This is a genomic window from Azospirillum sp. (genome assembly GCF_035627195.1).
Lineage (GTDB): Bacteria > Pseudomonadota > Alphaproteobacteria > Azospirillales > Azospirillaceae > Azospirillum.
The window spans coordinates 1-26,653 of sequence record NZ_DASPMG010000270.1; the positions used below are offsets into that span (position 1 = coordinate 1).

Genomic DNA, 26,653 nt, shown 5'->3' on the forward strand with positions numbered 1-26,653 from the left:
CACCGTGCAGTCCGGTGATGCCGTCAAGGTGATCACCGTGCGCACCACCGCCTTCGAGGCGGCGGCGGCCGAGGGCGGTTCGGCGCCGGTGGAGGCGGTCACCGCCGCCGCCGATCCGGGCGTGTCGACGTTCGTCTCGGCCGAGCTGTCGAAGTCCGAGCGTCCGGAACTGACCGCCGCGCGCATCGTCGTGTCGGGCGGGCGCGGCATGGGCTCGGGCGAGAACTTCCGCATCATCGAGGCCCTGGCCGACAAGCTGGGCGGCGCCGTCGGCGCCTCGCGCGCGGCGGTGGATGCCGGCTTCATGCCGAACGACTGCCAGGTGGGCCAGACCGGCAAGATCGTCGCCCCCGAACTCTACATCGCGGTCGGCATCTCGGGCGCCATCCAGCACCTGGCCGGCATGAAGGACTCGAAGATCATCGTGGCCATCAACAAGGACGAGGAGGCGCCGATCTTCCAGGTCGCCGACTACGGCCTCGTTTCCGATCTCTTCAAGGCGCTGCCGGAGATCACGGAAGCGCTTTAAGGGCGTCCGCCGCACCGGCGTCCCCCGCTTGGGTGCGGAACTCGGGGCCGGGCGTCCTTGGACTCCCGGCCCTTCTTTTTGCCCTCCGACTGCTCTACGCTCCCCACCCGAAGAATGAAGGGGAGGGGCTGGCATGACCGAGATGCCGGATCCGGTCATCCCGCAGGCGCTGGCGCGCCTGGGGCTGCTGCCGGCGGATGCGGCGGCGTCGTTCACGCCGCTGGCGGGCGGCGTGTCGTCCGACATCTGGCGCGTCGAGGCCGGCGCCACCGTGTTCTGCGTCAAGCGCGCGCTGGCGAAGCTGAAGGTGCAGGCCGACTGGCGCGCCCCGGTGGCGCGCAACCGGTACGAGGTCGCCTACTTCCGCACCGCCGGGGAGATCGTGCCCGCCGCCGTGCCGCGCGTCCTGGGCGAGGACGCCGAGGCCGGCCTGTTCGCCATGGAATGGCTGGACCCCGCGCTCTACCGCCTGTGGAAGGAGGAGTTGCGCCAGGGCCGCGCCGACCCGGCCGACGCCGAGCGCGTGGGATCGGCGCTGGTGCGCATCCATTCCGGCACCGCCGGCAAGGCGGAGGTCGCCGCGCGCTTCCCCACCGACGCCATCTTCCACGCCATCCGCCTGGAACCCTACCTGGAGGCCACCGCCCGCCGCCACCCGGATCTGGCGGAGCGTCTCTACGATCTTGTGCGCGTCACCGCCTCCACCCACCGCGCGCTGGTGCACGGCGACGTCAGCCCGAAGAACATCCTGCTCGGCCCCGACGGCCCGGTGCTGCTGGACGCCGAGTGCGCGTGGTACGGCGACCCGGCCTTCGACCTGGCCTTCTGCCTTAACCACATGCTCCTGAAAGGACTGTGGAATCCGGCCGCGCGCGACCGCTTCCTGGCGTGCTTCCGCACGCTGGCCTCCACCTACCTGGACGGCGTCACGTGGGAACCGGCGGCGGAGGTGGAGGCGCGAGTGGCGCGGCTGCTGCCCGGCCTATTCCTCGGCCGGGTGGACGGCAAGTCGCCGGTCGAGTACGTCACCGACGAAGTGGACAAGGATCGCGTGCGCCGGGTGGCGGCGCATTTCCTGCTGAATCCGGCCGACCGGCTGGACGACATCGCCGACGCCTGGGAAAAGGAACTGCGTTCATGAGCGCCGAATTCGCCATCACCGAGGTCCGCGGGCGCCGCGTGTGGGATTCGCGCGGACGGCCGACGGTCGAGGCGGAGGTCGTGCTGGCGAACGGCGCCGTGGGTCGCGCCATCGCCCCGGCCGGCGCCTCCACCGGCAGCGGTGAGGCGCTGGACAAGCGCGACGGCGGCGACGCCTTCGGCGGCTACGACGTGACCCAGGCGGTGTCCGCCGTGTCCGGCCGCATCGCCGCCGTGCTCACCGGCCTGGACGCCGGCGACCAGGAGGCGGTGGACAGGCGCCTGATCGCGCTGGACGGCACGCCCAACAAGGGCAAGCTGGGCGGCAACGCCGTCATCGCCACCTCCATGGCCGTGGCGCACGCGGCGGCGGCCGGGCGCGGCATGCCGCTGTGGCGCCATCTGGCCGGCAACGACGCGCCGGGCACGCTGCCCCTGCCGGAGATCCAGATCTTCGGCGGCGGCGCCCACGCCGGCCGGCGCGTGGACGTGCAGGACTTCATGGTCATCGCCGTCGGCGCCCCCGACTACGCGGCCGCCCTCGACTGGACCGCCGAGGTCTACCGCGCGGCCGGCAGGCTGATGGACGAGCGCGGCCTCTTGCAGGGCGTCGCCGACGAGGGCGGCTTCTGGCCCGCCTTCTCCTCCAACGAGGAGGGGCTGGACACGCTGGTCCGCGCCATCGAAAAGGCCGGCTTCCGGCCGGGCGAGGAGGTGGCGGTGTCGCTGGACATCGCCTCATCGGACTTCGGGAAGGACGGCCGCTACCGCCTCGCCCGCGACGGGCGGGAACTGGACAGCGCCGGCATGGCGGAGATGCTGCTGGGCTGGCTGAAGCGCTATCCCATCGTCGCCATCGAGGACCCGCTGGCCGAGGACGATCCGGACGGCCTCGCTGCCTTCACCGCCGCGGCCGGGCCGGCCGTGCAGGTGATCGGCGACGACTTCATCGTCACCAGCGCCGACCGCATCCGCGCGGCGGCGGCCAAGGGGGCGTGCAACACGGCGCTGATCAAGCCCAACCAGATCGGCACGCTGACCGAGACCAGGGCCGCCGTCGACGCGGCCCGCGCGGCGGGGTGGGGCAGCATCGTCTCCGCCCGCTCCGGCGAGACGGAGGACGTCACCATCGTTCACCTCGCCGTCGGCTGGGGCGTCAAGCAACTCAAGGTCGGCTCCTTCGCGCGGTCCGAGCGCATGGCCAAGTGGAACGAGGGCCTGCGCCTCGCCGACGCCCTGCCGACAGGCGCGGCGCTGCCGCCACGCGCAGCCTTCCCCTGGGGTTAGGCGTCCACCGCCACGCACGCCAGATGGTGCAGGACGATGCCGGACGTGGTGGCGACGTTCAGGGAATCGAAGTCGCCGGCCATGGGGATGCGCACCGTTCGCGTGCGCGCCAGCACTCTGGCCGGCAGCCCCGGCCCCTCGGAGCCCAGCAGCACGGCGGCGCGCGCCGGGCGCTTCAGATCCGCCAGGGTCGTGGCGCCGGCCGGGCTGAGCGCCAGCGCCGTGAAGCCGTGGCGGGCCAGCAACTCCAACGCATCGCCATCGACGCGCGCGTAGGGCACGGTGAGCGCGGCCCCCACGGACACGCGGATCGCCTTGCGGTACAGCGGGTCGCAGCAGGTGGGGTCGAGCAGCACGGCGCCCGCCCCGAAGGCGGCGCAGTTGCGGAAGATGCCGCCCAGGTTGTCGTGGTTGCCGATGCCGCACAGCACCGCCACCAGCGCCCGCTCCCCCAGACCGGCGAGCAGCTCGTCCGGCGCCGGCAGCGGCGCGCGCCGGCCGAGCGCCAGGATGCCCCGGTGCAGCGGGAAGCCGGCGATGGCGTCCAGCACCGCCTGCGCCGCGCTGTACACCGGCACGCCGTCCGGCAGGGTGTCCAGCAGCGGCAGCAGCCCGGCGACCCGCTTTTCCGCCAGCAGCACCGACACGGCCGCGTGCCGTGGGGAGCGCAGCAACAGGCGCAGCACGACTTCGCCCTCGGCGATGAAGCACCCCTCGCGCCCCACGAGGTCACGCTCGCGCACGTCGCGGTAGCCGGCGATGCGCGGGTCCTGGGGATCGTCGATGGAAATGACGGTGGGCATGCGCGATGGGAGACCGTAGGTTGGCGCGGGGCGCCAACCTACGACACTTCGCGGCTCAAATCTCCTCCGGCACCATGTCGATGGCGCCGCAGGGGCATTCGGCGGCGCACAGGCCGCAGCCCTTGCAGAAATCGTAATTGAAGCGGAAGCGGTTGCCCGGCCCCAGCTTCACCACCGCGTTGTCCGGGCACACGCCGAAGCAGTTGTCGCATTCGAAGCAGTTGCCGCAGCTCAGGCACCGCCGCGCCTCGAACAGCGCCGTGCCCTCGTCCAGCCCGCCCTTCACCTCGTCGAAGGTGGTCCGGCGGCGCAGCGCGTCCAGCACCGGCTGCACCGTCTGCGGCGCATCCGTGTAGTACCAGCTGTTCAGGCGCTCGGCCGACGCCACCGCGTGCTTGGGGGGCGGTTCATGCGCCTGCCCGCGCAGATACGCGTCGATGTGGCGGGCGGCCTTCTTGCCGTGGCCCACCGCGACGGTCACCGTGCGCTCCGCCGGCACCATGTCGCCGCCGCAGAACAGGCCGGGATGGCCGGTCTGCAAATCCGGGCCGACGGCGATGGTGCGGTCCTTGTTCACCGTCACGCCCGGCACCGCCTCGATCACCGACGTGTCCACGTCCTGGCCCAGCGCCAGGATCAGCGTGTCGCCCGCGATGGTCTCGAACTCGCCGGTCGGCTGCGGCCAGCCGTGCTCGTCCAGCGCCATCGTCTCCACCGTCAGCGCGCCCTCGTCCACCCGCTTGATGGTGGAGAGCCAGCGCATCATGACACCTTCCTCCAGCGCCTCCTCCACCTCGAAGTCGTGCGCCGGCATCATCGCGCGGGTGCGGCGGTAGACGATCACCGCCTCCTCGGCCCCCAGGCGCTTGGCGGTGCGGGCCACGTCGATGGCGGTGTTGCCGCCGCCGTAGACGACCACGCGCCGGCCCAGCTTCGGCGGCTCGTCCGCCGTTTCCATGCCGCGCAGCACGCTGACGGCGTCGAGGATGCGGCCGGCCGCGACGGCGGGGATCTCCACGCGCTTGGCGAGGTGCGCGCCGATGGCGGCGAAGCAGGCGTTGAAGCCGCCGTCCTTCATCGCCTTCGGGATGTCGTCGATCGTGGTGTCGAGCGTCAGCTCCACGCCCATGGCGAGGATGCGCGCCACCTCGGCGTCCAGCACGTCGCGGGGCAGGCGGTACTTGGGGATGCCGAAGCGCATCATGCCGCCCGGCTTCGGCCCGGCCTCGGCGATGGTCACCGCGTGGCCCAGCCGCGCCAGATGGTAGGCGGCGGACAGACCCGAAGGCCCGGCGCCGATCACCAGCACCCGCTTGCCCGTCGCCGGGCCGGGCTCCACGCGCCAGCCCTCGCGGATGGCGAGGTCGCCCAGGAAGCGTTCGACCGCGTGGATGCTCACCGGTTCGTCCAGGTGGCCGCGGTTGCAGGCGGTCTCGCAGGTGTGGTAGCAGGCGCGCCCCATCACGGCGGGCAGCGGGTTGTCGCGCACCAGCACCTCCCACGCCGCGCGGTAGTCGCCGCTCTCGGCGTGGAACAGCCAGCCCTGGATGTTCTCGCCGGCCGGGCACTGCGCGTTGCAGGGCGGCAGATGGTCGGCGTAGACAGGCTTCACCGTGCGCCAGGACCCCGTGCGGTTGGCCAGCGACGTGCCGACGTCGAGCGTGATGGCGAAGGGGTGCTTGGCGGTCATCGCACGGCCTCCTCTTGCCGCAGAAGGTTGAAGCGCCGGCAGTTGGCGTCGGCCATGGCCTGCAGGCGCGCGACGGCCTCGGCCCCGTGCGGGTTGTCGGGCTTGAACAAGTGAGCGAAGCGCTTCTGCGGCTTCAGGTACTCGGCCACCGGCACCTTGCGGCGGATGGCGCGGGACGCGGTCACCTCGCCGTGCTCCGCCTCGAACAGTGGGAACAGGCCGCTTTCCATGGCCAGCCGCGCCAGCCGGATGGTGTCGTGGCTGGCGGACCCCCAGCCCAACGGGCAGGGCACCATGATGTGGATGTAGCGTGCCCCGTGGATCGACATCGCCCGGGTGACCTTGGCCTCCAGGTCGTGCAGGTCGGCGACCGAGGCGGTGGCGACGTAGGGGATGTTGTGCGCCATGGCGATCAGCGGCACGTTCTTGCCGGTGCCGAAGACGTTGCCCGGATCCGCGCCCACGGCGGGCGTGGTGGCGGTGTGCGCGGCCGGCGGCGTGGCGGAGGAGCGCTGCACGCCGGTGTTCATGTAGGCCTCGTTGTCGTAGCAGATGTAGAGCACGTCGTCGTTGCGCTCGAACATGCCGGACAGGCAGCCGAAGCCGATGTCGGTGGTGCCGCCGTCGCCGCCCTGGGCGATGACGCGCACCTGTTTGCGCCCCTTCACCCGGTTGGCCGCCGCCACGCCGGCCGCCACCGCCGCCGCATTGCCGAACAGGGAGTGCAGCCACGCCACCTGCCACGACGTCTCCGGATAGGGGGTGGTGAACACCTCCAGGCAGCCGGTGGCGTTGACGCACACCAGCTGGTTGCCGGTGGCGCGCATGGCGGCGTCGATGGCGTAGCGGGCGCCCAGCGCCTCGCCGCAGCCCTGGCAGGCGCGATGCCCGCAGGTGATGGCGTTGGACCGCTCCGCCGACGCCTGCACGGTGCGCGTCTCCGGGTCCAGCAGGCGGTTGCCGACGGTCAGCGTGCCGGTCTGGTAGAACTTCACGGCCTGCGAATTGATTGGCTGGGTCATGGCAGCCCTCCCTTACGGCACGCCCGCGCCGGTGCGGCGCAGGATGTTCTCGGCGATGGGGCCGGAGCGGCGCGTCTCGGCCATGCGCGCGATCTCGGCGTCCACCACGTCGCGCTTGAGGTCGAGGAAATGCACGTCGTAGTGCGGCTCGCTCTCCACCGTGGTCAGGAAGTCGGTCAGCGACGCCTGCATGATCGGCCGCCCGCCCAGGCCCGCGATCAGCGTGTAGACGCGGTTGCCGCGCCCGCGCAGCGCCATGCGCACGTGGCTGGCCAGCACGCCGCCCATGCCCACCGCCAGGTTCTTTTCCAGCACCACGACGCGCCGCGCGTCGTACAGCGCGTCGCGCACCTCTTCCAGCGGGAAGGGCCGGAAGGAGGTGATGCACAGCGAGCCGACCGCGTGCCCGGCGTCCCGCATGGCGTCCACCGTGTCCTTGATGGTGCCGTTGACCGATCCCATGGCGACGACGATGGTCTCCGCCCCCTCCGTCCGGTAGGGACGCACCAGCCCGCCCGATTCCCGCCCGAACTGCGCCTTGAACTCGGCCGCCAGCTCGGGGATGCGGTCCAGTGCGCGCATCTGCTTGTGGTGGGCGAGGTAGCGCACCTCCATGAAGGCGTCCGGCCCGACCATGGCGCCGATCGACATGGGATCGGCGGGGTCCAGCACCTGCACCGGCTCGAAGGGCGGCAGGAAGGCGTCCACCTGCTCCTGGGCCGGGATGTCGACGCGCTCGACGGCGTGGGTGAGGATGAAGCCGTCGACGTTGACCATCACCGGGCACGACAGCTCTTCGGCCAGCCTGAAGGCCTGGATGTGCAGGTCGACCGCCTCCTGGTTGGTTTCGGCGAACAGCATGATCCAGCCGGCGTCGCGCACCGCCATGGCGTCGGAATGGTCGTTCCAGATGTTGATGGGCGCGCCGATCGCCCGGTTGCCCAGCGTCATGACGATGGGCAGGCCGAGGCCGGAGGCGTTGTAGACCGCCTCCATCATGAACAGCAGCCCCTGGCTGGAGGTGGCGGTGTAGGTGCGCGCCCCCGCCGCCGAGGAGCCGATGGCGACCGACAGCGCGGCGAACTCGGACTCGACGTTGATGTACTCGCAATCGGTGACGCGGCCGTCGCGCACCATCTCCGCCAGCCCCTCGACGATGTGGGTCTGCGGCGTGATGGGGTAGGCGCAGATGACCTCCGGGCGGCAAAGTCCGATGGCCTCCGCCATCGCACGGCTGCCTTCGATCTGCTTCAGCATGGCTTTGTCCCCCTCAGGACAGGCAGTGTTCGTAGGCGGCGACGGCGGCCTTGACGTTGGCCTCGCCGACCGGGCCGGGGAAGGTCTCGCGGATGGCGGCCAGCACGGAGTCCAGGCGGATCTGCCCCGACACGGCGGCGAAGCCGCCCAGCAGCACCGCGTTGGGCAGCGGCCGCCCGACGTGCTGCTTGGCCAGTTCGGTCCCCGGCACGGTGTGCGTGTGGCCCTTGGGGAAGCGCGCCATGTAGTCGGCTATGTGCAGGGCGTCGAAGCCGAGGCCGGAGTTGATGAGCACGTAGCCGCTGTCGGGCAGGCCCTGGAAGACGTCCACGCAGTGCAGCAGCGTGGGGTCCAGGATGATGACGGCGTCGGGGGCCACGACGGGCTCGCGCGAGCGGATCTCGGCATCGGCGATGCGGCAGAAGGAGACGACGGGGGCGCCCGTGCGCTCCGAACCGAAGCTGGGGAAGGCCTGCGCGTGGCGGCCTTCCAGAAAGGCGGCGACGGACAGCATTTCGGCGGCCGTCACGGCCCCCTGGCCGCCGCGGCCGTGGATGCGGACCTGGAACATGGGCGTGCCTCCCAGGGCATTCCTTATCGTTGCGCCGATTCTAGGGATCCGTTGGCCCCACGCACATTGATCCAGCGCAAGCGGCCCCGGAGCCCCCCTCCTTTTGCCGTGGCAGGCGCGCCCTATACTCTTCTGCGGCGGCGCCAGCGGGGCGGGAGGGAATCATGCCGGGCTTCAGGATTGGCAAGGCTTTCGCCGCGCTGGGCGCGGCGCTCGGGCTCCTCCTCCTGGCCGGGCTGTGGCCGATTGCCGCGGCGCGGGCCGACTGCCTGCCCATCGCCCACGGGCCGGCGCGCGTGCTGCCGGCATCGCTGCGGCTGGCCCAGGCGCCGGGGGCGGGGCAGGTGCGGCTGACCTTCCTCGGCCACTCCACCTTCGTGATCGAGAGTGCCGGCGGGGCCAGCGCCGTCACCGACTACAACGACTACATCCGCCCGCCCTTCCGCCCCGACGTGGCGACGATGAACGTCGCCCACGACACCCACTTCACCGACCACCCCGACCCGGACATCCCGCACGTGCTGCGCGGCTGGGACCCCGGCGGCGGCATGGCGCAGCACGACGTGACGGTGAAGGACATGCGCGTCCGCAACATTCCCACCAACATCCGCGGCTATGGCGGCGGCTATGGCGGCGGGTACGGCACGCGGGTGGCCGGCAACTCGATCTTCGTGTTCGAGGCGGGCGGCCTGTGCATCGCGCACCTCGGCCACCTGCACCACACGCTGACCGACGTGCACCTGAAGGAACTGGGCATCATTGACGTGGTGCTGGCGGCGGTGGACGGCAGCTTCACCATCAGCCACGCCGACATGGTCCGGGTGATCGAGCAACTGCGCCCGGCCGTCGTCATCCCCATGCATTATTTCGGCGGCGCCAGCCTGGAACGCTTCATCGCCGCGCTGTCCGGCCGCTACGAGCCGAAGCTGTCCGACACGCCGACCGTCGTCCTCTCCCGCGCCCGCCTGCCGCAGCGGCAACTGCTGATCCTGCCGGGGCATTGAGGGCACGGGCCCTTTCCCGATCACCACCAAAGATATCAACGGTCACGCTTGCTGTGCACGCGGGGGTGCCCACTTTTCGTTACCCCTTTGTTCTTGCTCGGACCACCCCATGGGCACGCGTTCGCGCCTTTCCCCAGCCGTCCTCACAGCCGTCCTCACAGCCACCGCGGGACTGATCGGAATGCTTCTCTCCTCCTCGGCCGGCGCCGCGCCGCCGCCGGTCAGCGGCGTCGTCGTCTTCGGCGACAGCCTGTCGGACACCGGCAACGCCGGTGCCGGCCGCTTCTCCAACGGCCCGGTGTGGGTCGAGCATCTGGCCGCGCGGCTGGGCACGCGTTTGGCGCCCGCGGTGCAGGGCGGCACCAACTTCGCGGTCGGCGGGGCGCGCACCGGCGGCGGGCCGGTGCCCAGCCTGCGCGCGCAGGTCGACAGCTTCCTGCGCACGCGCAAGCCGGACGGCCGGGCGCTGTACGTCGTCTACGGCGGCGGCAACGACCTGCGTGCGGTGGTCGAGGCGGGGGACCCCGTGCCGGCGCTGGCCCGCGCGGCCGAGGGGGTGGGGCTGATCCTCGCCGACCTCGCCCGGGCCGGGGCGCGCGAGTTCCTGGTGCCCAACCTGCCCGACATCGGCCGCGTGCCGGAGATCCGGCGGCGCGGGCCGCAGGCGGTGCAGGCGGCGACCGCGCTGTCCATGGCCTACAACCAGGCGCTCGACCGCGTGCTGGACGCCGCACAGCGGCGGCTGCCCGTGCGCATCCACCGCCTGGACGTCTGGGCGCTGCTGGAACGGGTGGCCGCCGACCCGCAGGCCGCCGGCTTCGCCAACATCACCGACGCCTGCGTCACCACGCCGGCCTGCCGCGATGCCGACCGCTACCTCTTCTGGGACAGCGTCCACCCCACCGCGGCGGCGCACGCCCGGCTGGCCGAGGCGGCCTATGCCACACTTGTGGATAGGGACCGGCGGTGAGCGGCGAACCAAGAGGCCTTTCGGCTGTTCAACATCATGGGTCCGCGTTCACGCCGTGGTGGCGCCGAAGCGGGGCCCGGCCTGAAGAAGGGGACCCCCGGTTGGGAATCTCCCGGAGAGTAGGATAATGAGCTGGTCGACTGATGGTGTCGGGCTCGCCGACGTCCTGGAACCGGTGCTCAACGCGGAAGACGGCGACGATTCCGCGCTGGTGCAGGCCGTCACGGATGTGGCCGAGGCGCTGGCCGCGTTGGGCGTCCTGATCGTGGACCGCGCCGGGCAGCCGGTGCACGGGGTGACCGACGAACGCGCGGTGATCGGCGCCCTGGCGACCTACGCCCGCAATCTGGCGCAGGAAGGCCGCCTGGACGAGGCCGTTGAGGTGGGCGAACTGATGGACCGCGTCGACCGGCTGCGCTACCGCCCGCGCCGGCGCCGGGTGGCCTGACGCGCGCGGCCTACCCTTTGCCCATGGTGCGGGCCAGGGCCTCGCGCAGGGCGCCGGCGCTGAACGGCTTCTGCACGGCCGGGGCGTCGGCGAAGCGGCGGTCGATGTCGGCGGCGCCGTAGCCGGTGGTGAAGACGAACGGCACGCCGCGCGCCGCCAGCGCCTCGGCCACCGGATAGATGGGCTCGCCGCCGACGTTCACGTCGAGGATGGCGCCGTCCAGCCCCTCGCGCCCGGCCAGTTCCAGCGCCGCCGCCACGCTGGCCGCCGGGCCGACGACCGCGCAGCCGAAATCGTCCAGCATGTCCTCGAGCATCATGGCCACCATCGCCTCGTCCTCGACCAGGAGGAGGCGCAGGCCGCTCAGCCCATCCTCAGCCGTCATCGCACCGTCACCTTCTTTGCACCGGCAAGCATAGCGGGACATTGCACCGCTCGGTGGCGGAAGTCGAGACGCACCTCCGCACTACGCTCCTGTGCGACACGGTGCCTCTTCGGGGCGGTGTCGGATGGAGGGCGGGCTCAGATGGTCAGCCGGGTCAGCGCCACCGCCGAACGGGGACCGCCGATGACGACGAGGCCGTTCTCCGTGACGTCGTAGCGCTTGCGGTCCTCCTCCGCGTCGAAGCCGATCACGGTGTCGGGCGGGATGCGCACGTTCTTCTCGATGATGGCGCGGCGGATCTTGCAGTTGCGGCCGACCTCGACGTTGTCGAAGAGGATGCTGTCCTCCACCACCGCGTAGGAGTGGACGCGCACGAACCGTCCCAGGACGGAGCGGCGCACCATGCCGCCCGACAGGATGCAGCCGCCCGACACGATGGAATCCACCGCCTGCCCGCGCCGCCCCTCGTCGTCGAAGGCGAACTTGGCGGGCGGGTCGGAATAGCCGGCGGTGCGCAGAGGCCATGCGCGGTTGTAGATGTCCAGCGGCGGGTCGATGGCCCGCATGTCCATGTTGGACTCGTAGTACGCGTCCAGCGTGCCGACGTCGCGCCAGTAGGCCGGCTGGTGCTCGGCCTGTCCCGGAATGCGGTTGGTCTTGAAGTCGTAGGCGTACATGGAGGAGGAGCCGACGAGGCGCGGCAGGATGTCCTTGCCGAAGTCGTGGCTGCTGTCCGCGCGCGCGGCGTCCTCGTACACCATCTTCAGGAGGCAGTTGCGCGAGAAGATGTAGTTGCCCATGGAGGCGAGCACGCGGTCCGGATCGCCGGGGATGGTCGGCGCGTCGGCGCGCTTCTCGATGAAGCCGGTGATGCGCCCGTCCGGCTCGATCTGCAGAACGCCGAAGTCCTTGGCGTATTTCCTGTCCACCGGGATGGCGGAGATGGTGACGTCCGCCTGCTTGGCCATGTGGTACTCGATCATCTCGCGCACGTTCATGCGGTAGACGTGGTCGGCGCCGAACAGCAGGACGAGGTCGGGCTCCGACTGTTCGATCAGATTGGCGTTCTGGAACACGGCGTCGGCGGTGCCGCGGTACCATTCCTCGCCTTCCGAACGCATCTGGGCGGGGACGGGGATGATGAACTGGCTGTTCAGCATGCCGCCGAACTGCCAGCCGTCGCGCAGGTGCTGGATCAGCGACTGGCTCTTGAACTGGGTCATCACGTAGATCGAGTAGATGCCCGAGTTCACCATGTTCGACAGCACGAAGTCGATGATGCGGTACTTGCCGCCGAAGGGCACCGCCGGCTTCGCCCGCTCCTTCGTCAGGGGCATGAGGCGGGTTCCCTTGCCGCCGGCAAGGACGAGGGCGAGGACCTTCAGCTGCATCGGACGCTCCATCTTCCGGGCGTACACCGCCGGATATCTGAACCCGTGCGGCGCTGTCCGAGTTCCCGTGCCTGCCTCGCCGGGTCCGCCTCGCCGTGTCTGCCCCGCCGACGGAAACGTCCGCCGATCCGACACTCCGGGCGGGGTGACCCGAACGGGCGGGGGCGGCCGATCGCTCCAAACCCCTGACAATCCGCCGTTCGGCCGTTTTCTCCGGCACTTGGCACGGCGCTTGCCAATAGGTGTGCAAACGTCCCGCCGCCGGGCATCAGGCCCGGACGGAAAAGGCGACGGCAGGGAGGGTAGACGCAGGCGCCACGCGCTTCTCCAGATCGACGATCATGCCCGTTCGTTACGGCTCCCCCGGCCGGCGGGCTTTCGTGCCGGACGGCGCCTCCCTCGGGCGCCGTCCGCCGGCCATCCCTCGATCGGCCGTGATCCGGAGAGCCGGCGGACACGGGAGGTTTCTTCCCCAACCTCCCGTGTCCGCCGGCGGCGCGGCGTCCGCCCGCAAGAGAGACGGAGGCCCAAGGGCATGGACGACGGAACAATTCTCGAGGCGCGCGGACTCACCAAGGAGTTCAAGGGCTTCGTGGCGGTGAAGGAGGTCAACCTCAAGGTCCGGCGCGGAACGATCCACGCGCTGATCGGGCCCAATGGGGCGGGCAAGAGCACGGTGTTCAACCTGCTCACCAAGTTCCTTACGCCGACCAGCGGCAGCATCATCTACAAGGGCAAGGACATCACCGGCACCAAGCCGGCCGACATCGCGCGGATGGGCATGGTGCGCTCCTTCCAGATCTCGGCCGTCTTCCCGCACCTCTCCGTGCTGGAGAACGTGCGCGTGGCGCTGCAGCGGCACGTCGGCAGCACCTTCCATTTCTGGAAGCCGGAAGCCAGCCTGCACGCCCTGCACGACAAGGCGCACGAGCTGATCGAGGCGGTGAACCTCACCCCCTGGGCCGACCATCTGGCGGCCGAGCTGCCCTACGGCCGGAAGCGCGCGCTGGAGATCGCCACCACGCTGGCGCTCGACCCGGAGGTGCTGCTGCTGGACGAGCCGCTGGCCGGCATGGGCCACGAGGACATCGAGCGCACCGCCCAGCTGATCCGCCGCGTCGGCGCCGACCGCACCATCCTGATGGTGGAGCACAACCTCAGCGTCGTCGCCGACCTGTCCGACACCATCACCGTGCTGCGCCGCGGCGAGATCCTGGCCGAAGGGCCGTACGAGGTCGTCTCGCGCGATCCGCAGGTCATGGAGGCCTACATGGGCTCCGGCAACGTGGGAGGCGGTCATGCCTGATTCCGTGATGCTCGACATCCCCGCCACCGCCGCCGTCGGCGCGCCGATGCTGGAGGTGAAGGATCTGCACGCCTTCTACGGCGAGAGCCACGTGCTGCACGGCGTCAGCCTTGAGGTGCGCCAGGGCGAGGTGGTGACCTTGCTGGGCCGCAACGGGGCCGGCAAGACGACGACGATGCGGTCCATCATGGGCATCGTCGGCAAGCGCCAGGGCTCGATCACCTTCCAGGGCCGGGAGTTGATCGGCATGGCCCAGCACAAGATCCCGCGCCTGGGCATCGGCTACGTGCCGGAGGAGCGCGGCATCTTCGCGTCGCTCAGCGTGGACGAGAACCTGATGCTGCCGCCGGTGGTCAAGCCGGGCGGGATGACGGTCCAGCAGATCTACGACCTGTTCCCCAACCTGAAGGGGCGCGGCTCCACCCAGGGCACGCGTTTGTCGGGCGGCGAGCAGCAGATGCTGGCCATCGCCCGCATCCTGCGCACCGGCGCCACCCTGATCCTGCTGGACGAACCCACCGAAGGCCTCGCCCCGGTCATCATCGAGCAGATCGGCGTGGCCGTGCGCGCACTCAAGCAGAAGGGCTTCACGATCCTGCTGGTCGAGCAGAACTTCCGCTTCGCCGCCACCATCGCCGACCGCCATTACGTGTTCGAGGAAGGGCACGTGGTGGACATGATCCCCAACGACGCCCTGGAGCAGAACATGACAAAGCTCCACGAATACTTGGGCGTGTAGCAAGGTCTTGCCCCCTCCCTAACCCTCCCCCGCTTCGCAGGGGAGGGAACTCCGCCGCTTCGGCCGACAAACCCTCTCCTGCGAAGCGGGGGAGGGTGGCGAGCGTTAGCGAGCCGGGTGGGGGCAATGCGACGCAAGAACTCACCCACAAACCCACAAAACACAGGGAGTAGAGACACCATGCGTACCCTTCTTCTGACCGGCGCCGCCGTTGCGGCCCTCGTGTCCGGCACCGCCCAGGCCCAGGTCTCCGACAGCGTCATCAAGATCGGCGTGCTGAACGACCGCTCGGGCATCTACGCCGACATCGCGGGCGAGGGCTCCGCCGTCGCCGCCCGCATGGCGGCGGAGGAGTTCGGCGGCAAGGTGGCCGGCGCCACCATCGAGATCATCACCGGCGATCACCAGAACAAGGCCGACATCGCCGCCAACCTGGCCCGCCAGTGGATCGACACCGACAAGGTCGACGTCGTCGCCGACGTGCCGAACTCGGCCGCCGCACTCGCCGTGCAGGGCATCACCAAGGACAAGAAGCGCATCTTCCTGATGTCCGGCCCGGGCTCGACGGACCTGACCGGCAAGTCGTGCTCGCCCACCGGCTTCCACTGGACCTACGACAACCACGCCATGGCCGCCGGCACGGGCCGCGCACTGGTCGAGCAGGGCAAGAAGAGCTGGTACTTCATCACCGCCGACTACGCCTTCGGCCACTCGCTGGAGGCCGAGACCACCAACATGGTCAAGCAGCTGAACGGCACGGTGAAGGGTGCCGTCCGCCATCCGCTGGGCACGGCCGACTTCTCCTCCTACCTGCTGCAGGCCCAGGGCTCGGGCGCCGAGGTCATCGGCCTCGCCAACGCCGGCGGCGACACCACCAACGCCGTCAAGCAGGCGGCCGAGTTCGGCATCACCCAGAGCGGGCAGAGTCTGGCCGGCCTCCTGCTGTTCATCAACGACGTGCACGCGCTGGGCCTTCAGACCGCGCAGGGCCTGCTGCTGACCACCGGCTTCTACTGGGACATGAACGACGAGACCCGCGCCTGGGCCAAGAAGTTCGAGGAGAAGGTCGGCCGCAAGCCCTCCATGATCCAGGCCGGCGTCTATTCCTCGGTGCGCCATTACCTGCAAGCGGTGCAGGCGGTGGGCAGCGACGACGCGGAGAAGGTGGCGGCCAAGATGCGCGCTACGCCGGTCAACGACATGCTGATGAAGAACGGCAAGATCGCCGAGAACGGCCGCGTCTTCCACGACATGTACCTGGCCCAGGTGAAGAAGCCGGCCGAGTCCAAGGGGGCGTGGGACTATTACCGGATCGTCTCCACCATCCCCGCCGCGCAGGCCTTCCTTGAGCCCAAGAACAGCGGCTGCCCGCTGGTCAAGCTGGCGCAGAACTGAAGCCGCCCGCACTCCCCTCTCCCGTCGCGGGAGAGGGGAGGCGTGCCGTCATTTACGAATAGGGAGGGAGGATCATGGTCGAGCTGCTGGGGGTGGCCCCGCAGGTCCTGTTCGGCCAGCTGCTGCTGGGCCTGATCAACGGGTCGTTCTACGCGCTGCTCAGCCTCGGTCTGGCGGTGATCTTCGGCATGCTGAACGTCATCAACTTCGCGCACGGGGCGCAGTACATGCTGGGCGCGTTCGCGGCGTGGATGCTGCTGCAATGGGCCGGTGTCGGCTACTGGTGGGCGCTGTTCCTGGCCCCCACCGTGGTCGGCCTCGTCGGCGTCGTGCTGGAGAAGACGCTGCTGAGTAGGCTCTACAAGCTGGACCACCTGTACGGCCTGCTGCTGACGTTCGGGCTGGCGCTGATGCTGGAGGGCGGGTTCCGTCACCAGTTCGGCGTGTCGGGCATGCCGTACCCGATCCCGGATGCGCTGAAGGGCGGGCAGAACCTGGGCTTCATGTTCATGCCCAACTACCGCGGCTGGGTCGTGGTGGCGTCGCTGATGGTGTGCCTGGGCACGTGGTACGCGATCGAGCGCACGCAGCTCGGCGCCTACCTCCGCGCCGCCACGGAAAACCCGGTGCTGGTGCAGGCCTTCGGCATCAACGTGCCGATCATGATCACCGCCACCTACGGTTTCGGCGTGGCCCTGGCCGGGCTGGCGGGCGTGCTGGCGGCACCCATCTACCAGGTGAACCCGCTGATGGGATCGAACCTGATCATCATCGTCTTCGCGGTGGTGGTGATCGGCGGCATGGGATCCATCCTGGGCGCCATCGTCACCGGGCTGGGCCTCGGCCTCCTGGAAGGCCTGACCAAGGTCTTCTACCCGGAAGCCTCCAACATCGTCATCTTCGTCGTGATGGCGGTCGTCCTCCTCATCAAGCCCGCGGGCCTCTTCGGGCGGGAGCGCTGATCCATGGCTGTGAACACTGATGTGGCCGACGTGGTCGTCCGTCCGGCGACCGGCCTTTCCAACCGCAATCTCTGGTTCGTCCTCGGGCTGTTGCTGGCGGTGGCCGCACCCTTCCAGTTCTATCCCGTCTTCCTGATGAAGGTGCTGTGCTTCGCGCTGTTCGCCTGCGCCTTCAACCTGCTGATCGGCTTCGCCGGCCTGCTGTCCTTCGGCCACGCGGCATTCTTCGGCGGCTCCGCCTACGTCACGGCGCACGCCGCCAAGGTGTGGGGCCTGACGCCAGAACTGGCAATCCTGATGGGGATGCTGTTCGCAGCCGTGCTGGGCTTGGCGTTCGGCGCCATCGCCATCCGGCGGCAGGGCATCTACTTCGCCATGATCACGCTGGCGCTCAGCCAGATGGTGTTCTTCATGGCGCTCCAGCTGAAGTTCACCGGCGGCGAGGACGGCATCCAGGCGGTGCCGCGCGGATACCTGTTCGGGATCATCGATCTGCAGGACCCGCTGGCCATGTACTACACGGTGCTGGCGATCTTCGTCTTCAGCTTCGCGCTGATCTGGCGCACGGTGCACTCGCCCTTCGGGCAGGTCTTGAAGGCCATCCGCGAGAACGAGCCGCGCGCCGTGTCGCTGGGCTACCGGACGGAGCGCTACAAGCTGCTGGCCTTCGTGCTGTCGGCGACGCTGGCCGGTCTGGCCGGCAGCACCAAGGCGCTGGTCTTCCAGCTGGCCAGCCTGACCGACGTGACGTGGCAGATGTCGGGCGAGGTGGTGCTGATGACGCTGCTGGGGGGCATGGGCACGCTGCTGGGCCCGGTGGTGGGCGCGGCGCTGGTGGTGACGCTGCAGAACTACCTGGCCGCCACCAACCTGCCGGTGACGGTGGTGATCGGCGCCATCTTCGTAGTCTGCGTCCTGCTGTTCCGCCGCGGCATCGTCGGCGAGGTCCAGCACCTGCTGAACAAGGCGCGCTGAGCCAAGGGTTCACGGGGGTAAACTGACGGGGGCCGAAAGGCCCCCGGATTTTTTATGCCAGCCCGAGTTCCTTTCGGCAGGCCGCTTCGATGAGTGGCAGGCGTTTGGTAACCGCGATCCACACCAGATCGGCGTCGACGCCGTCGTAGTCGTGGCGCAGGACGCTGCCGAACTGGCGAAGCTTGTGGAACTCGACGTCCGGATATCGCTGGTCGAGCACATCACCGATCTTGCGGGCCGCTTCCGCGATCCGCTCCAGGCAGCGCTCCACCGCATCTTGTGTTTTTTCGTCCTCCAGGAACGTCTCCACCGTCAGGCCCCCCGTGTGGCGACGGATGCGCGCGACGTTGTCGAGGATATCGTGCAAACGCCGGGCGACATCGCTAGAAGACACGGATTTCCTCCCGTGCTGCGGCTTGGGCTACATGCGGCTTCATGGCGCCGCGGCGGACCAGATCGACGCGCGTGCCCAGAACGGTCTCAAGTTCAGCCGCGATGGACGCAAGATCGAAAATGTCCATGTTCCCGGCCGGCTCCAGATCGACGATCAGGTCAACGTCGCTGTCTGCTCCTGCCTCCTCGCGGGCGGTCGATCCGAAGACGGAGAGATGGTGAATGCCGCGCTCGCGCAGCCGGCCGCGTTCGCCCCGCAAGGACCGCAGGACGTGGGTTAGCCGATCTTTGGCGTTGTTCGGCGGCATGGCCTTCTCCTCGATCAACATTTCATCCCGACGGCGCCGGCCGTCAAGTTCCGTTCTGCCCCTCTGTCCACCACCCCGACGCTCCTGTCCGCCGCCCCGACGCGCCACCGCGCGCATTCACCCCGCACCCCCAACGATTCCAACGCCTTCGCCCAATACCCAAGCGTGGCACGCGGTTTGCGACGTTCCGCCAAACCCGCCCGCACGGGCGCAACGACAAGCAGGGAGAGGAGAAACGCCATGGTGCACACCAGCCGCACGGGCAAGGTGGTGAGGGTCGAAGACGCGGTGGCGCTCATCCGCGACGGCAGCGTGTTGTGCAACTCCGGCTTCGTCGGCTGCGGCGTGCCGGACGAGCTGCTGGCCGGGCTGGAGCGCCGGTTCCTGGAGACCGGCAGCCCGCGCAACCTCACCATCCTCTTCGCCGCCGGCCAGGGCGACGGCAAGGACAAGGGGCTCAATCGGCTGGCGCACGAGGGGCTGGTCAAGCGCGTGGTCGGCGGCCACTGGGGCCTCATTCCGAAGATGGGCCGGCTGGCGCTGGACGGGCGGATCGAGGCGTACAACCTGCCGCAGGGCTGCATCTCGCACCTCTACCGCGACATCGCCGCCGGCCGGCCGGGCACGCTGTCCAAGGTGGGGCTGAACACCTTCGTCGACCCGCGCCTGGACGGCGGCCGCATCAACGCCGCCACCACCGAGGACATCGTCGAGCGCGTCACCTTCGCCGGCGAGGAGTGGCTGTTCTACAAGGCCATGCCCGTGCACGTGGCCTTCATCCGCGCCACCACGGCCGACACCCACGGCAACCTGTCCTTCGAGCGGGAGACGCTGACGCTGGATGCGCTGGCCATGGCGACGGCGGCGCGCAACTCCGGCGGCATCGTCATCGCGCAGGTGGAGCGGGTGGCCGAGGCCGGCACGCTGAACCCCAAGCTGGTCAAGGTGCCGGGCATCCTGGTCGACCGCGTCGTCGTGGCGGCGCCGGAGAACCACATGCAGACCTACGGCAACGCCTATGACCCCGCCTTCTCCGGCGAGATCCGCGTGCCGCTCGACCGCCTGCCGCCGATGGAGCTGGACGAGCGCAAGATCATCGCGCGGCGCGCCGCGTTCGAGCTTCAGGACGGGGCCGTCATCAACCTGGGCATCGGCATGCCGGAGGGTGTCGCCGCCGTGGCGGCGGAGGAGCGCATCCTCGACCGCGTCACCATGACGGCGGAACCCGGCATCATCGGCGGCGTGCCGGCCAGCGGGCTGAACTTCGGCTCCGCCGTCAACGCGGAATCGATCATCGACCAGAACCAGCAGTTCGACTTCTACGACGGCGGCGGGCTGGACCTCGCCTGCCTGGGGCTGGCGCAGTGCGACGCGGCCGGCAACGTGAACGTCAGCCGCTTCGGCGACCGGCTGGCGGGGGCGGGCGGCTTCATCAACATCTCGCAGAACGCCCGCCGCCTCGTCTTCGCCGGCACCTTCACGGCGGGCGGGCTGAAGGTGGCGGTGGAGGATGGGTGCCTGCGCATCCTGCGCGAGGGGACCAGCCGCAAGTTCACCCGCGCGGTGGAGCAGGTCACCTTCTCTGGCCCCTACGCCGCCTCGCTCGGCCAGCCGGTGCTGTACGTGACCGAGCGCTGCGTCTTCGCGCTGCGCCGCGACGGGCTGGAACTGGTGGAGGTGGCGCCCGGCATCGACATCGCCCGCGACATCCTCGCCCACATGGACTTCACGCCGATCATCACGGCACCCCAGCCCATGCGCGCGGAGATCTTCGGCACCGGCCCCATGGGGTTGAAGGACGGCCCGTCGCCGCGTGCGCAAGTCCCCGCGCTGGTCCAGACCGCCGCATAGGCTATAACCGACGGCCTATGCGGCGCCCGGGCAAGGTCGTTCCATTCGGAGGCTTAAGCTTCGACTGATTGAATGGTAGGGATTACCACGCCATCTCTGTTGAGGGGCGGCGGTACACCCGGGAGGCTTCCGTGAGCGACACCCTCGATTTCGAGGCGCTGCGGCAACACGCGGTCCAGACCTTGTTCGAGCATCTGGCGGAAAGCTGCGTCGGCGCCGTCGCGGTGGACCGCAACGCCCGCGTCGCCTGGATGGACCCCAAGTACCGTACGCTCCTGGGCATCCAGGGCGAGGTGCTGGGCAAGCCGGTCGAGGAGGTCATCCCCAACAGCCTGATGCGCCGCGTCGTCGAGACCGGCCAGCCGATCCTCATCGACATCATGGAGGTGGGGGAGCGCGCGCTGGTCGTCAGCCGCCTGCCGCTGAAGGCGCCGGACGGCGAGACCATCGGCGCCGTCGGCTTCGCGCTCTACGACCGCGCGGAGTCCCTGCGCCCGCTGGTCTCCAAATACCAGCGGCTGCAAGAGGAGCTGACCCGCACCCAGCAGGAACTGGCCCACGAACGGCGCGCCAAGTACTCCTTCTCCCAGTTCCTCGGCGTCAGCGAGTCCGTGCGCGAGATCAAGCGCCTTGCCCGCCGCGCAGCGCAGATGGATTCCACCGTGCTGCTGCTGGGCGAGACCGGCACGGGCAAGGAACTGCTGGCCCAGGCCATCCACGCCGCCAGCCCGCGCGCCAGCCGGCCCTTCGTCGGCATCAACGTGGCCGCCATCCCCGAAACCCTGCTGGAGGCGGAGTTCTTCGGCGTCGCCCCGGGCGCCTTCACCGGCGCCGACCGCCGCATGCGCGAGGGCAAGTTCCAGCTGGCCAACGGCGGCACCCTGTTCCTGGACGAGATCGGCGACATGCCGCTCACCCTTCAGGCCAAGCTGCTGCGCGTGCTGCAGGAGCGGGAGATCGAGCCCTTGGGCTCCAACAAGGTCATCCATGTGGACGTGCGCATCATCGCCGCCACCAGCCGCGATCTGGCATCCCTGGTGCGCGACCGGCAGTTCCGCGCCGACCTCTACTACCGCCTCAACGTCGTGCCGATCACCCTGCCGCCGTTGCGCGAACGGTCGGAGGACATCGAGGGAATCGCCGACGCCATCCTCGACCGCCTCGCCCTCCAGCAGGGCTCGCCCCCGCGCGAGCTGACGGACGGCGCCATCGCCGCGCTGCGCGCCTACGGCTGGCCCGGCAACGTGCGCGAGCTGTACAACGTGCTGGAGCGTCTGGCCGCCCTGACCGACGAGCCGGTGGTGACCGCCGGCCACATCGCCGCCGTCCTGCCGCCCGGCGAGGGCGGCGAGGCGGAGGACCTCGCGGGCGCCAACGGCGTGCGCCCGCTGTCGGAGGTGCTGCACCGGACGGAGCGCGCCGCCATCACCGCCGCCTTGGCGGAGGCCGGCGGCGTGAAGGCCAAGGCGGCGAAGCTGCTGGGCATCTCCCGCGCCTCGCTCTATGAGCGGATGACGACCCTCGGCATGGCGCCGGGCGGGTAGGGCGCCGTCACCCCGCCCCAGTCACCCCGCCCAGTACGGTGCCCGCAGCTCGCGCTTCAGCACCTTGCCGATGGAGCTGCGCGGCAGGGTGGTGCGGAACTCCACGCCCGACAGGCGCTGCGTCTTGCCCAGGCGCGCGTTGGCCCAGGCCAGCAACTCCGCCGCCTCCACCTCCGGGCCGGGCTTCAGCACCACGAGGCCCAGCGGCGTCTCGCCCCATTCCTTGCTGGGGATGGCGATCACCGCCGCCTCGGCCACCGCCTCGTGCGCCAGCAGCACGCGCTCCAGGTCGCTGGCATAGACGTTGAAGCCGCCGGACAAGATCATGTCCTTGCGCCGGTCGAGCAGGTAGAGGAACCCGTCCTCGTCGATGCGGCCCAGGTCGCCGGAGCGGAAGAACACCTCCCCCTCGGGGCTCCGCCAGATCAGCTCGTGCGTCAGCGTGTCCGCGTTGTGATAGCCGGTCATCATCATGGGAGAGCGGCCGACGATCTCGCCCACCGCGCCGGGCGGCACGTCGCGCCCGTCCTGGTCGAGGATGCGGACCACCGCCCCGGTGCTCGGCCGGCCCACGGAATCCAGCTTGTCGGGGAAGGATGTGGCGTCCAGCACGGTGCTGACGCCGCCCTCGGTCATGCCGTAGACCTCGAACATCTTGCCCGGCCAGCGGTCGAGGATCTGGCGCAGCACCGGCCCGCGCAAGGGGGCGCTGGTCGACAGCTTGGCCTGGAAGGACGACAGGTCGAAGCGGTCGAAGTCGGGCAGGGCCAGGATGCGCTCGTACTGCACCGGCACCAGCATGGTGTGGGTGACGCGCTCGCGCTGCGCCAGTTCCAGGTAGCCGCGCGCGTCGAACTTGCGCATCAGCACCACGGTGCCGCCGCCCGACAGCGTGGGCAGCAGCGCCACCAGCGTGGTGTTGGAATAGAGCGGCGTGGCGAGCAGCGTCGTCGCCTCCCCGCCCAGGCCGAACACCGCCTGCCGCACGTTCTGGCGGGAGCGGAAGAGGTGGTCGTGCAGGATGCCCTTCGGCACGCCGGTGGTGCCGGAGCTGTAGATGATGTCGAACCAGTCCCCCGGCTGCACCGCCACCGGCGGCATGGGGGCCGCGTCGCCGATCCAGTCGTCCAGCCCCCGCCAGCGGCCGTCGCCGAAGTCGAGCCCGACACCAGCGTGCGTGTCCGTGGCGATGGCGTCGGCGGTGGCGCGGTGCAGGGCGGAGGCGAACAGGAAGCGCGCCCCGCTGTCGGCCAGCATGCCGGCCAGCGCCTCCGCCGTCGCCGAGGTCGGCAGCGGCGCCATGCATCCGCCGGCCGCCAGCGTGCCCAGGTAGAGCGCCACGTACTCGGCCGAGTTCTCGGACAGTCCGGCCACCCGGTCGCCGGTGCGCAGGCCGTCGGCGCGCAGCCGCGCGGCGATGCGCTCCACCCAGGCGCCGAGGTCCGCCCAGGACACCGTGCGGTCGCCGTCGCGCACCGCCGGATGGTCCGGGCGTTCGGCGGCATGACGGCGGACGAGGTCCGGCACCGCCTCGAACACGGCGCCGGGCAGGGGGGCGGGGGTGATCAGCGGCTGGTCGGCGGGCATGGGCGGTCCTGATGCGTGGATCCTTGAAGAGTTTTGCCCCCTCCCGGCCTCCGCTTCGCTCGGCCACCCTCCCCCTCTTCGAGGTGGAGGGTTGTGTGCCGAAGCGGCGGCAGTCCCCTCCACCGCCCACGGCGGGGGAGGGTTAGGGAGGGGGGCAAAGCTATGCAGTGCAGAGACTGAACGCTCAGCCGATCTCCTGCTTGGCGAGCGCTTCCAGGTGCACCTCGTCCGGGCCGTCGGCAAGGCGCAGCGTGCGCACCTTGGCATAGGCAGCCGCCAGCACGGTGTCCTGGCACACGCCGGCCGCACCGTGCGCCTGGATGGCGCGGTCGATGACGCGGCAGGCCATCTGCGGGGCCACCACCTTGATCATGGCGATCTCGCGCTTGGCCACCTTGTTGCCGACCGTGTCCATCATGTGCGCGGCCTTCAGCGTCAGCAGGCGCGCCTGTTCGATCTCGATGCGGGAATAGGCGATGTCCTGCCGGATCGAACCCATGTCGGCCAGCCGCTTGCCGAACGCCACGCGCTCGCGCACGCGGGCCACCATCAGCTCCAGCGCGCGTTCGGCCAGGCCGATGGTGCGCATGCAGTGGTGGATGCGCCCCGGACCCAGGCGGCCCTGCGCGATCTCGAAGCCGCGGCCCTCGCCCAGCAGCACGTTGGTTACCGGCACGCGCACGTTGTCGTAGACGATCTCGGCATGGCCGTGCGGCGCGTGCTCGTAGCCGAAGACGCTGAGGGGGCGCACGACCTTGACGCCCGGCGTGTCGAGCGGCACCAGCACCATCGACTGCTGGCGGTAGCGCTTCTCGTCCGGGTTCGTCTTGCCCATGACGATGGCGATCTTGCAGCGCGGGTCAGTGGCGCCCGACGACCACCACTTGCGGCCGTTGATGACGTACTCGTCGCCGTCGCGCCGGATCGAGCATTCGATGTTGGTGGCGTCTGAGGACGCCACCGCCGGCTCCGTCATCGAAAAGCAGGAGCGGATCTCGCCGGCCAGCAAAGGCTTCAGCCAGCGCTCCTTCTGCTCCTCGTTGCCGTAGCGGACCAGCGTCTCCATGTTGCCGGTGTCGGGGGCGGAGCAGTTGAACACCTCCGCCGCGAAGGAGACGCGGCCCATGATCTCGCACAGGTGCGCGTAGTCGAGGTTGGTCAGGCCGGCGCCGTACTCGCTCTCAGGCAGGAAGAGGTTCCACAGCCCGTCGGCCTTCGCCTTCGCCTTCAGCTCCTCGATCAGGGGAACCGGCTGCCAGCGGTCGGGGCCATTCTCGTGCTCATGGACGGCGTGCTCGTTGGGGTAGATGTGCGCGTCCATGAAACGGAGCAGGCGCTGGCGCAGCTCTTCGGCGCGGGGCGAACACTCGAACATACGGTTCCTCCTTGGATTCCGCTCTAGGGATTCCGTTCTTGATCCCGCTTCCGGCGGGACGGGCTTTTTCATCGTCGGGCGGCAGTCTGGCACGCTCCCGCGCGGCCGGTCAAGAATCTGTGAAACGTGATTTTGCATAGCAGAATTTGCGGGCGCGCAGGCAGGATGCGCCCGCAGGGCATCGACAGGAACCGTCCGTATCGCCCATAGTCCGCGTTCTTGCATGAGGAGCGCAATGACCCTTCCGCTGCCGTCCGGCGCGCTCGCCGGCATCCGCGTCGTCGATCTCAGCCGCGTGCTGGGCGGGCCGTACTGCACGCAGACCCTCGCCGACCATGGCGCGGAGGTGATCAAGGTCGAGCCGCCGCAGGGCGACGAGACCCGGCAGTGGGGGCCGCCGTTCAAGGACGGGCTCAGCGCCTACTTCTCCGGTGCCAACCGCAACAAGCGCTCGCTGGCGCTGGACCTGTCGCGGCCGGAGGGGCACGCGGTGCTGTTCCGCCTGCTCGACGGGGCGGACGTGCTGGTCCACAACTTCAAGCCCGGCACGCTGGAGCGCTGGGGCCTGGGCTACGACGCGGTGCTGAAGGAACGTTTCCCGCGGCTGGTCTACTGCCACATCACCGGGTTCGGCGAGGACGGGCCGCTGGGCGGGCTGCCGGGCTACGACGCGGTGGTGCAGGCGATGACCGGCACCATGAGCATCAACGGAACGCCCGTCACCGACGGAGACCCCGGCACCGGCCCGCTGCGCATGGGCACGCCGATCATCGACATCGGCACCGGCCTGATCGCCGTGATCGGCATCCTCTCGGCGCTGGTGGAGCGCAACCGGTCCGGGCTGGGGCAGAAGCTGGACGTGCCGCTGTACGACTGCGCCATCAGCATGCTGCACCCGCACGCGGCCAACCACCTGATGTCCGGCGCGGTGCCGAAGGCGGCCGGCAACTCGCACCCGAACATCGCGCCCTACGACATGTTCGCCACGCGCACGAAGCCGATCTACCTCGCCATCGGCAACAACGGCCAGTTCGTCAAGCTGTGCGCGCTCTTGGGCGTGCCGGATGTGGCGAAGGACCCGCGCTTCGCCACCAACGCCGACCGCATCGCCAACCGCCCGGCCCTGAGCGCCGTCCTGGCGGAGCGCCTGAGGGACGCCGACGCCGACGCGCTGGAATCGCAGTTGCTGGCCGCCGGTGTCCCGGCCGGCGCCGTGCGCACCGTGAAGGACGCGCTGGAGCACCCGCACACCGCGCACCGCGACATGGTGGTCGGCGTCGACGGCTACCGCGGCACCGGCATCCCGGTGAAGATGAGCCGCACGCCGGGCACGGTGCACACCGCCCCACCGGCCTTCGGCGCCGATTCCCGCGCCGTCCTGCGCGCCGCCGGCTACGACGACGCGGCCATCGACGCGCTGGTGGAGCAGGGTGTGGTGCTGGTGGGGTAGGGGATGGCTGACGTTGGGCCGCCCTTCGGTTGGCCCAACCTACGGACGAAAGCACGCCGCCGTAGGTTGGGCCAAGCGCCAGCGCGGCCCAACGTCACGCAGGCCCCGTCACTCCGCTACGGTCAGCACGATCTTTCCCGTCACCGCGCGGTCCCGCAGCGCGGTCAGCGCCTCGGCCGCCTTTTCCAGCGGCAGGACGCGGTCGATGCGCGGGTGCAGGCGGCCGGCGGCGTGCCAGGCGAACAGCTCCTCGAAGTTCTGCCGCTCGGCC

At 70.0% G+C, this 26,653-nt stretch carries 26 protein-coding genes; 14 read left to right on the forward strand and 12 right to left on the reverse strand.

All coding sequences use genetic code 11. From position 1 onward, the window contains the following. The 3 genes from VED21_RS24860 to eno all read left to right on the forward strand — a co-directional run. On the forward strand, positions 1-529 hold a 529-nt coding region (locus tag VED21_RS24860; protein WP_324887091.1), incomplete at its 5' end, for an electron transfer flavoprotein subunit alpha/FixB family protein. Between the two features lie 133 nt (positions 530-662). Continuing rightward, positions 663-1,670 carry an aminoglycoside phosphotransferase family protein gene (locus tag VED21_RS24865; protein ID WP_324887093.1) on the forward strand — a complete coding sequence of 336 codons (1,008 nt, stop codon included), beginning with the start codon at positions 663-665 and terminating at the stop codon, positions 1,668-1,670. Continuing rightward, on the forward strand, positions 1,667-2,956 hold the full coding sequence (eno, locus tag VED21_RS24870; RefSeq protein ID WP_324887095.1) for a phosphopyruvate hydratase: 1,290 nt from the start codon (positions 1,667-1,669) through the stop codon (positions 2,954-2,956). The genes VED21_RS24865 and eno overlap by 4 nt, the downstream gene beginning before the upstream one ends. On the opposite strand, the gene VED21_RS24875 is transcribed toward eno, so the two are convergent. Genes VED21_RS24875 through VED21_RS24895 form a run of 5 tightly spaced genes read right to left on the reverse strand, consistent with a single transcriptional unit; the run spans position 2,953 to position 8,299 of the window. Next, complete coding sequence (locus VED21_RS24875; protein WP_324887097.1) at positions 2,953-3,759, reverse strand: RNA methyltransferase; 807 nt, start codon at positions 3,757-3,759, stop codon at positions 2,953-2,955. The two genes, eno and VED21_RS24875, sit on opposite strands and share 4 nt — an antisense overlap. Before the next feature lie 55 nt (positions 3,760-3,814). Then, positions 3,815-5,449, reverse strand: a complete 1,635-nt coding sequence (locus tag VED21_RS24880) for an NAD(P)-binding protein (protein WP_324887099.1) — start codon at positions 5,447-5,449, stop codon at positions 3,815-3,817. After that, complete coding sequence (locus tag VED21_RS24885) at positions 5,446-6,471, reverse strand: thiamine pyrophosphate-dependent enzyme (RefSeq protein WP_324887101.1); 1,026 nt, start codon at positions 6,469-6,471, stop codon at positions 5,446-5,448. The genes VED21_RS24880 and VED21_RS24885 overlap by 4 nt, the downstream gene beginning before the upstream one ends. Positions 6,472-6,483: 12 nt before the next feature. After that, positions 6,484-7,728: a hypothetical protein gene (locus tag VED21_RS24890; RefSeq protein WP_324887103.1), complete on the reverse strand. Its 1,245-nt coding sequence runs from the start codon at positions 7,726-7,728 to the stop codon at positions 6,484-6,486. Positions 7,729-7,741: 13 nt separating this feature from the next. Further along, positions 7,742-8,299 carry a 2-oxoacid:acceptor oxidoreductase family protein gene (locus VED21_RS24895; protein ID WP_324887105.1) on the reverse strand — a complete coding sequence of 186 codons (558 nt, stop codon included), beginning with the start codon at positions 8,297-8,299 and terminating at the stop codon, positions 7,742-7,744. 164 nt (positions 8,300-8,463) lie between these two features. On the opposite strand from VED21_RS24895, the gene VED21_RS24900 reads away from it, so the two are divergent. The 3 genes from VED21_RS24900 to VED21_RS24910 all read left to right on the forward strand — a co-directional run bounded on the left by VED21_RS24900 (position 8,464) and on the right by VED21_RS24910 (position 10,721). Next, entirely contained in the window at positions 8,464-9,303 is an 840-nt protein-coding gene (locus VED21_RS24900) for an MBL fold metallo-hydrolase (RefSeq protein WP_324887107.1), read from the forward strand. A gap of 181 nt (positions 9,304-9,484) precedes the next feature. Further along, positions 9,485-10,273: an SGNH/GDSL hydrolase family protein gene (locus tag VED21_RS24905; RefSeq protein WP_324887109.1), complete on the forward strand. Its 789-nt coding sequence runs from the start codon at positions 9,485-9,487 to the stop codon at positions 10,271-10,273. Between the two features lie 127 nt (positions 10,274-10,400). Further along, positions 10,401-10,721, forward strand: coding sequence for a hypothetical protein (locus VED21_RS24910; RefSeq protein WP_324887111.1), 321 nt, complete (start codon positions 10,401-10,403; stop codon positions 10,719-10,721). Between the two features lie 10 nt (positions 10,722-10,731). On the opposite strand, the gene VED21_RS24915 is transcribed toward VED21_RS24910, so the two are convergent. Both VED21_RS24915 and glgC read right to left on the reverse strand, forming a co-directional pair. Then, a complete protein-coding gene (locus VED21_RS24915; protein ID WP_324887113.1) occupies positions 10,732-11,106 on the reverse strand; it encodes a response regulator in 375 nt (124 codons plus the stop codon). Between the two features lie 137 nt (positions 11,107-11,243). Further along, positions 11,244-12,509, reverse strand: a complete 1,266-nt coding sequence (gene glgC / locus VED21_RS24920) for a glucose-1-phosphate adenylyltransferase (protein ID WP_324887115.1) — start codon at positions 12,507-12,509, stop codon at positions 11,244-11,246. A 523-nt stretch (positions 12,510-13,032) separates the two neighbouring features. On the opposite strand from glgC, the gene VED21_RS24925 reads away from it, so the two are divergent. From VED21_RS24925 to VED21_RS24945, 5 genes are all read left to right on the forward strand, one after another. Next, entirely contained in the window at positions 13,033-13,803 is a 771-nt protein-coding gene (locus tag VED21_RS24925; RefSeq protein WP_324887117.1) for an ABC transporter ATP-binding protein, read from the forward strand. Further along, on the forward strand, positions 13,796-14,542 hold the full coding sequence (locus VED21_RS24930; protein WP_324887119.1) for an ABC transporter ATP-binding protein: 747 nt from the start codon (positions 13,796-13,798) through the stop codon (positions 14,540-14,542). Before VED21_RS24925 ends, VED21_RS24930 begins: the two co-directional genes overlap by 8 nt. 180 nt (positions 14,543-14,722) lie before the next feature. Then, positions 14,723-15,937, forward strand: coding sequence for an ABC transporter substrate-binding protein (locus tag VED21_RS24935; RefSeq protein ID WP_324887120.1), 1,215 nt, complete (start codon positions 14,723-14,725; stop codon positions 15,935-15,937). Between the two features lie 74 nt (positions 15,938-16,011). After that, positions 16,012-16,899 (forward strand): branched-chain amino acid ABC transporter permease, encoded by an 888-nt coding sequence (locus VED21_RS24940; RefSeq protein ID WP_324887122.1) that lies wholly within the window; start codon positions 16,012-16,014, stop codon positions 16,897-16,899. A gap of 3 nt (positions 16,900-16,902) precedes the next feature. Continuing rightward, complete coding sequence (locus tag VED21_RS24945; RefSeq protein WP_324887124.1) at positions 16,903-17,874, forward strand: branched-chain amino acid ABC transporter permease; 972 nt, start codon at positions 16,903-16,905, stop codon at positions 17,872-17,874. A gap of 52 nt (positions 17,875-17,926) precedes the next feature. Here VED21_RS24945 and VED21_RS24950 read toward each other — a convergent pair whose 3' ends face one another. Beyond that, positions 17,927-18,268 carry a DUF86 domain-containing protein gene (locus VED21_RS24950; RefSeq protein WP_324887126.1) on the reverse strand — a complete coding sequence of 114 codons (342 nt, stop codon included), beginning with the start codon at positions 18,266-18,268 and terminating at the stop codon, positions 17,927-17,929. Then, entirely contained in the window at positions 18,258-18,596 is a 339-nt protein-coding gene (locus tag VED21_RS24955; protein WP_324887128.1) for a nucleotidyltransferase family protein, read from the reverse strand. The genes VED21_RS24950 and VED21_RS24955 overlap by 11 nt, the downstream gene beginning before the upstream one ends. A 219-nt stretch (positions 18,597-18,815) precedes the next feature. Here VED21_RS24955 and VED21_RS24960 point away from each other — a divergent pair, with 219 nt between their 5' ends. Both VED21_RS24960 and VED21_RS24965 read left to right on the forward strand, forming a co-directional pair. After that, entirely contained in the window at positions 18,816-20,426 is a 1,611-nt protein-coding gene (locus VED21_RS24960; protein ID WP_324887130.1) for an acyl CoA:acetate/3-ketoacid CoA transferase, read from the forward strand. A 131-nt stretch (positions 20,427-20,557) separates the two neighbouring features. Beyond that, positions 20,558-21,970: a sigma-54 interaction domain-containing protein gene (locus tag VED21_RS24965; RefSeq protein WP_324887132.1), complete on the forward strand. Its 1,413-nt coding sequence runs from the start codon at positions 20,558-20,560 to the stop codon at positions 21,968-21,970. A gap of 21 nt (positions 21,971-21,991) precedes the next feature. On the opposite strand, the gene VED21_RS24970 is transcribed toward VED21_RS24965, so the two are convergent. Then, complete coding sequence (locus VED21_RS24970; protein ID WP_324887133.1) at positions 21,992-23,557, reverse strand: class I adenylate-forming enzyme family protein; 1,566 nt, start codon at positions 23,555-23,557, stop codon at positions 21,992-21,994. A gap of 184 nt (positions 23,558-23,741) precedes the next feature. Next, the gene (locus VED21_RS24975; protein ID WP_324887135.1) at positions 23,742-24,932 is read right to left on the reverse strand and encodes an acyl-CoA dehydrogenase family protein; all 1,191 of its coding nucleotides are present in this window, start codon (positions 24,930-24,932) and stop codon (positions 23,742-23,744) included. 235 nt (positions 24,933-25,167) lie between these two features. Here VED21_RS24975 and VED21_RS24980 point away from each other — a divergent pair, with 235 nt between their 5' ends. Continuing rightward, the gene (locus VED21_RS24980) at positions 25,168-26,382 is read left to right on the forward strand and encodes a CoA transferase (RefSeq protein WP_324887137.1); all 1,215 of its coding nucleotides are present in this window, start codon (positions 25,168-25,170) and stop codon (positions 26,380-26,382) included. A 108-nt stretch (positions 26,383-26,490) separates the two neighbouring features. On the opposite strand, the gene VED21_RS39035 is transcribed toward VED21_RS24980, so the two are convergent. After that, positions 26,491-26,653: zinc-binding dehydrogenase (locus VED21_RS39035; protein WP_414638300.1), on the reverse strand; the 163-nt coding region annotated here is incomplete at its 5' end.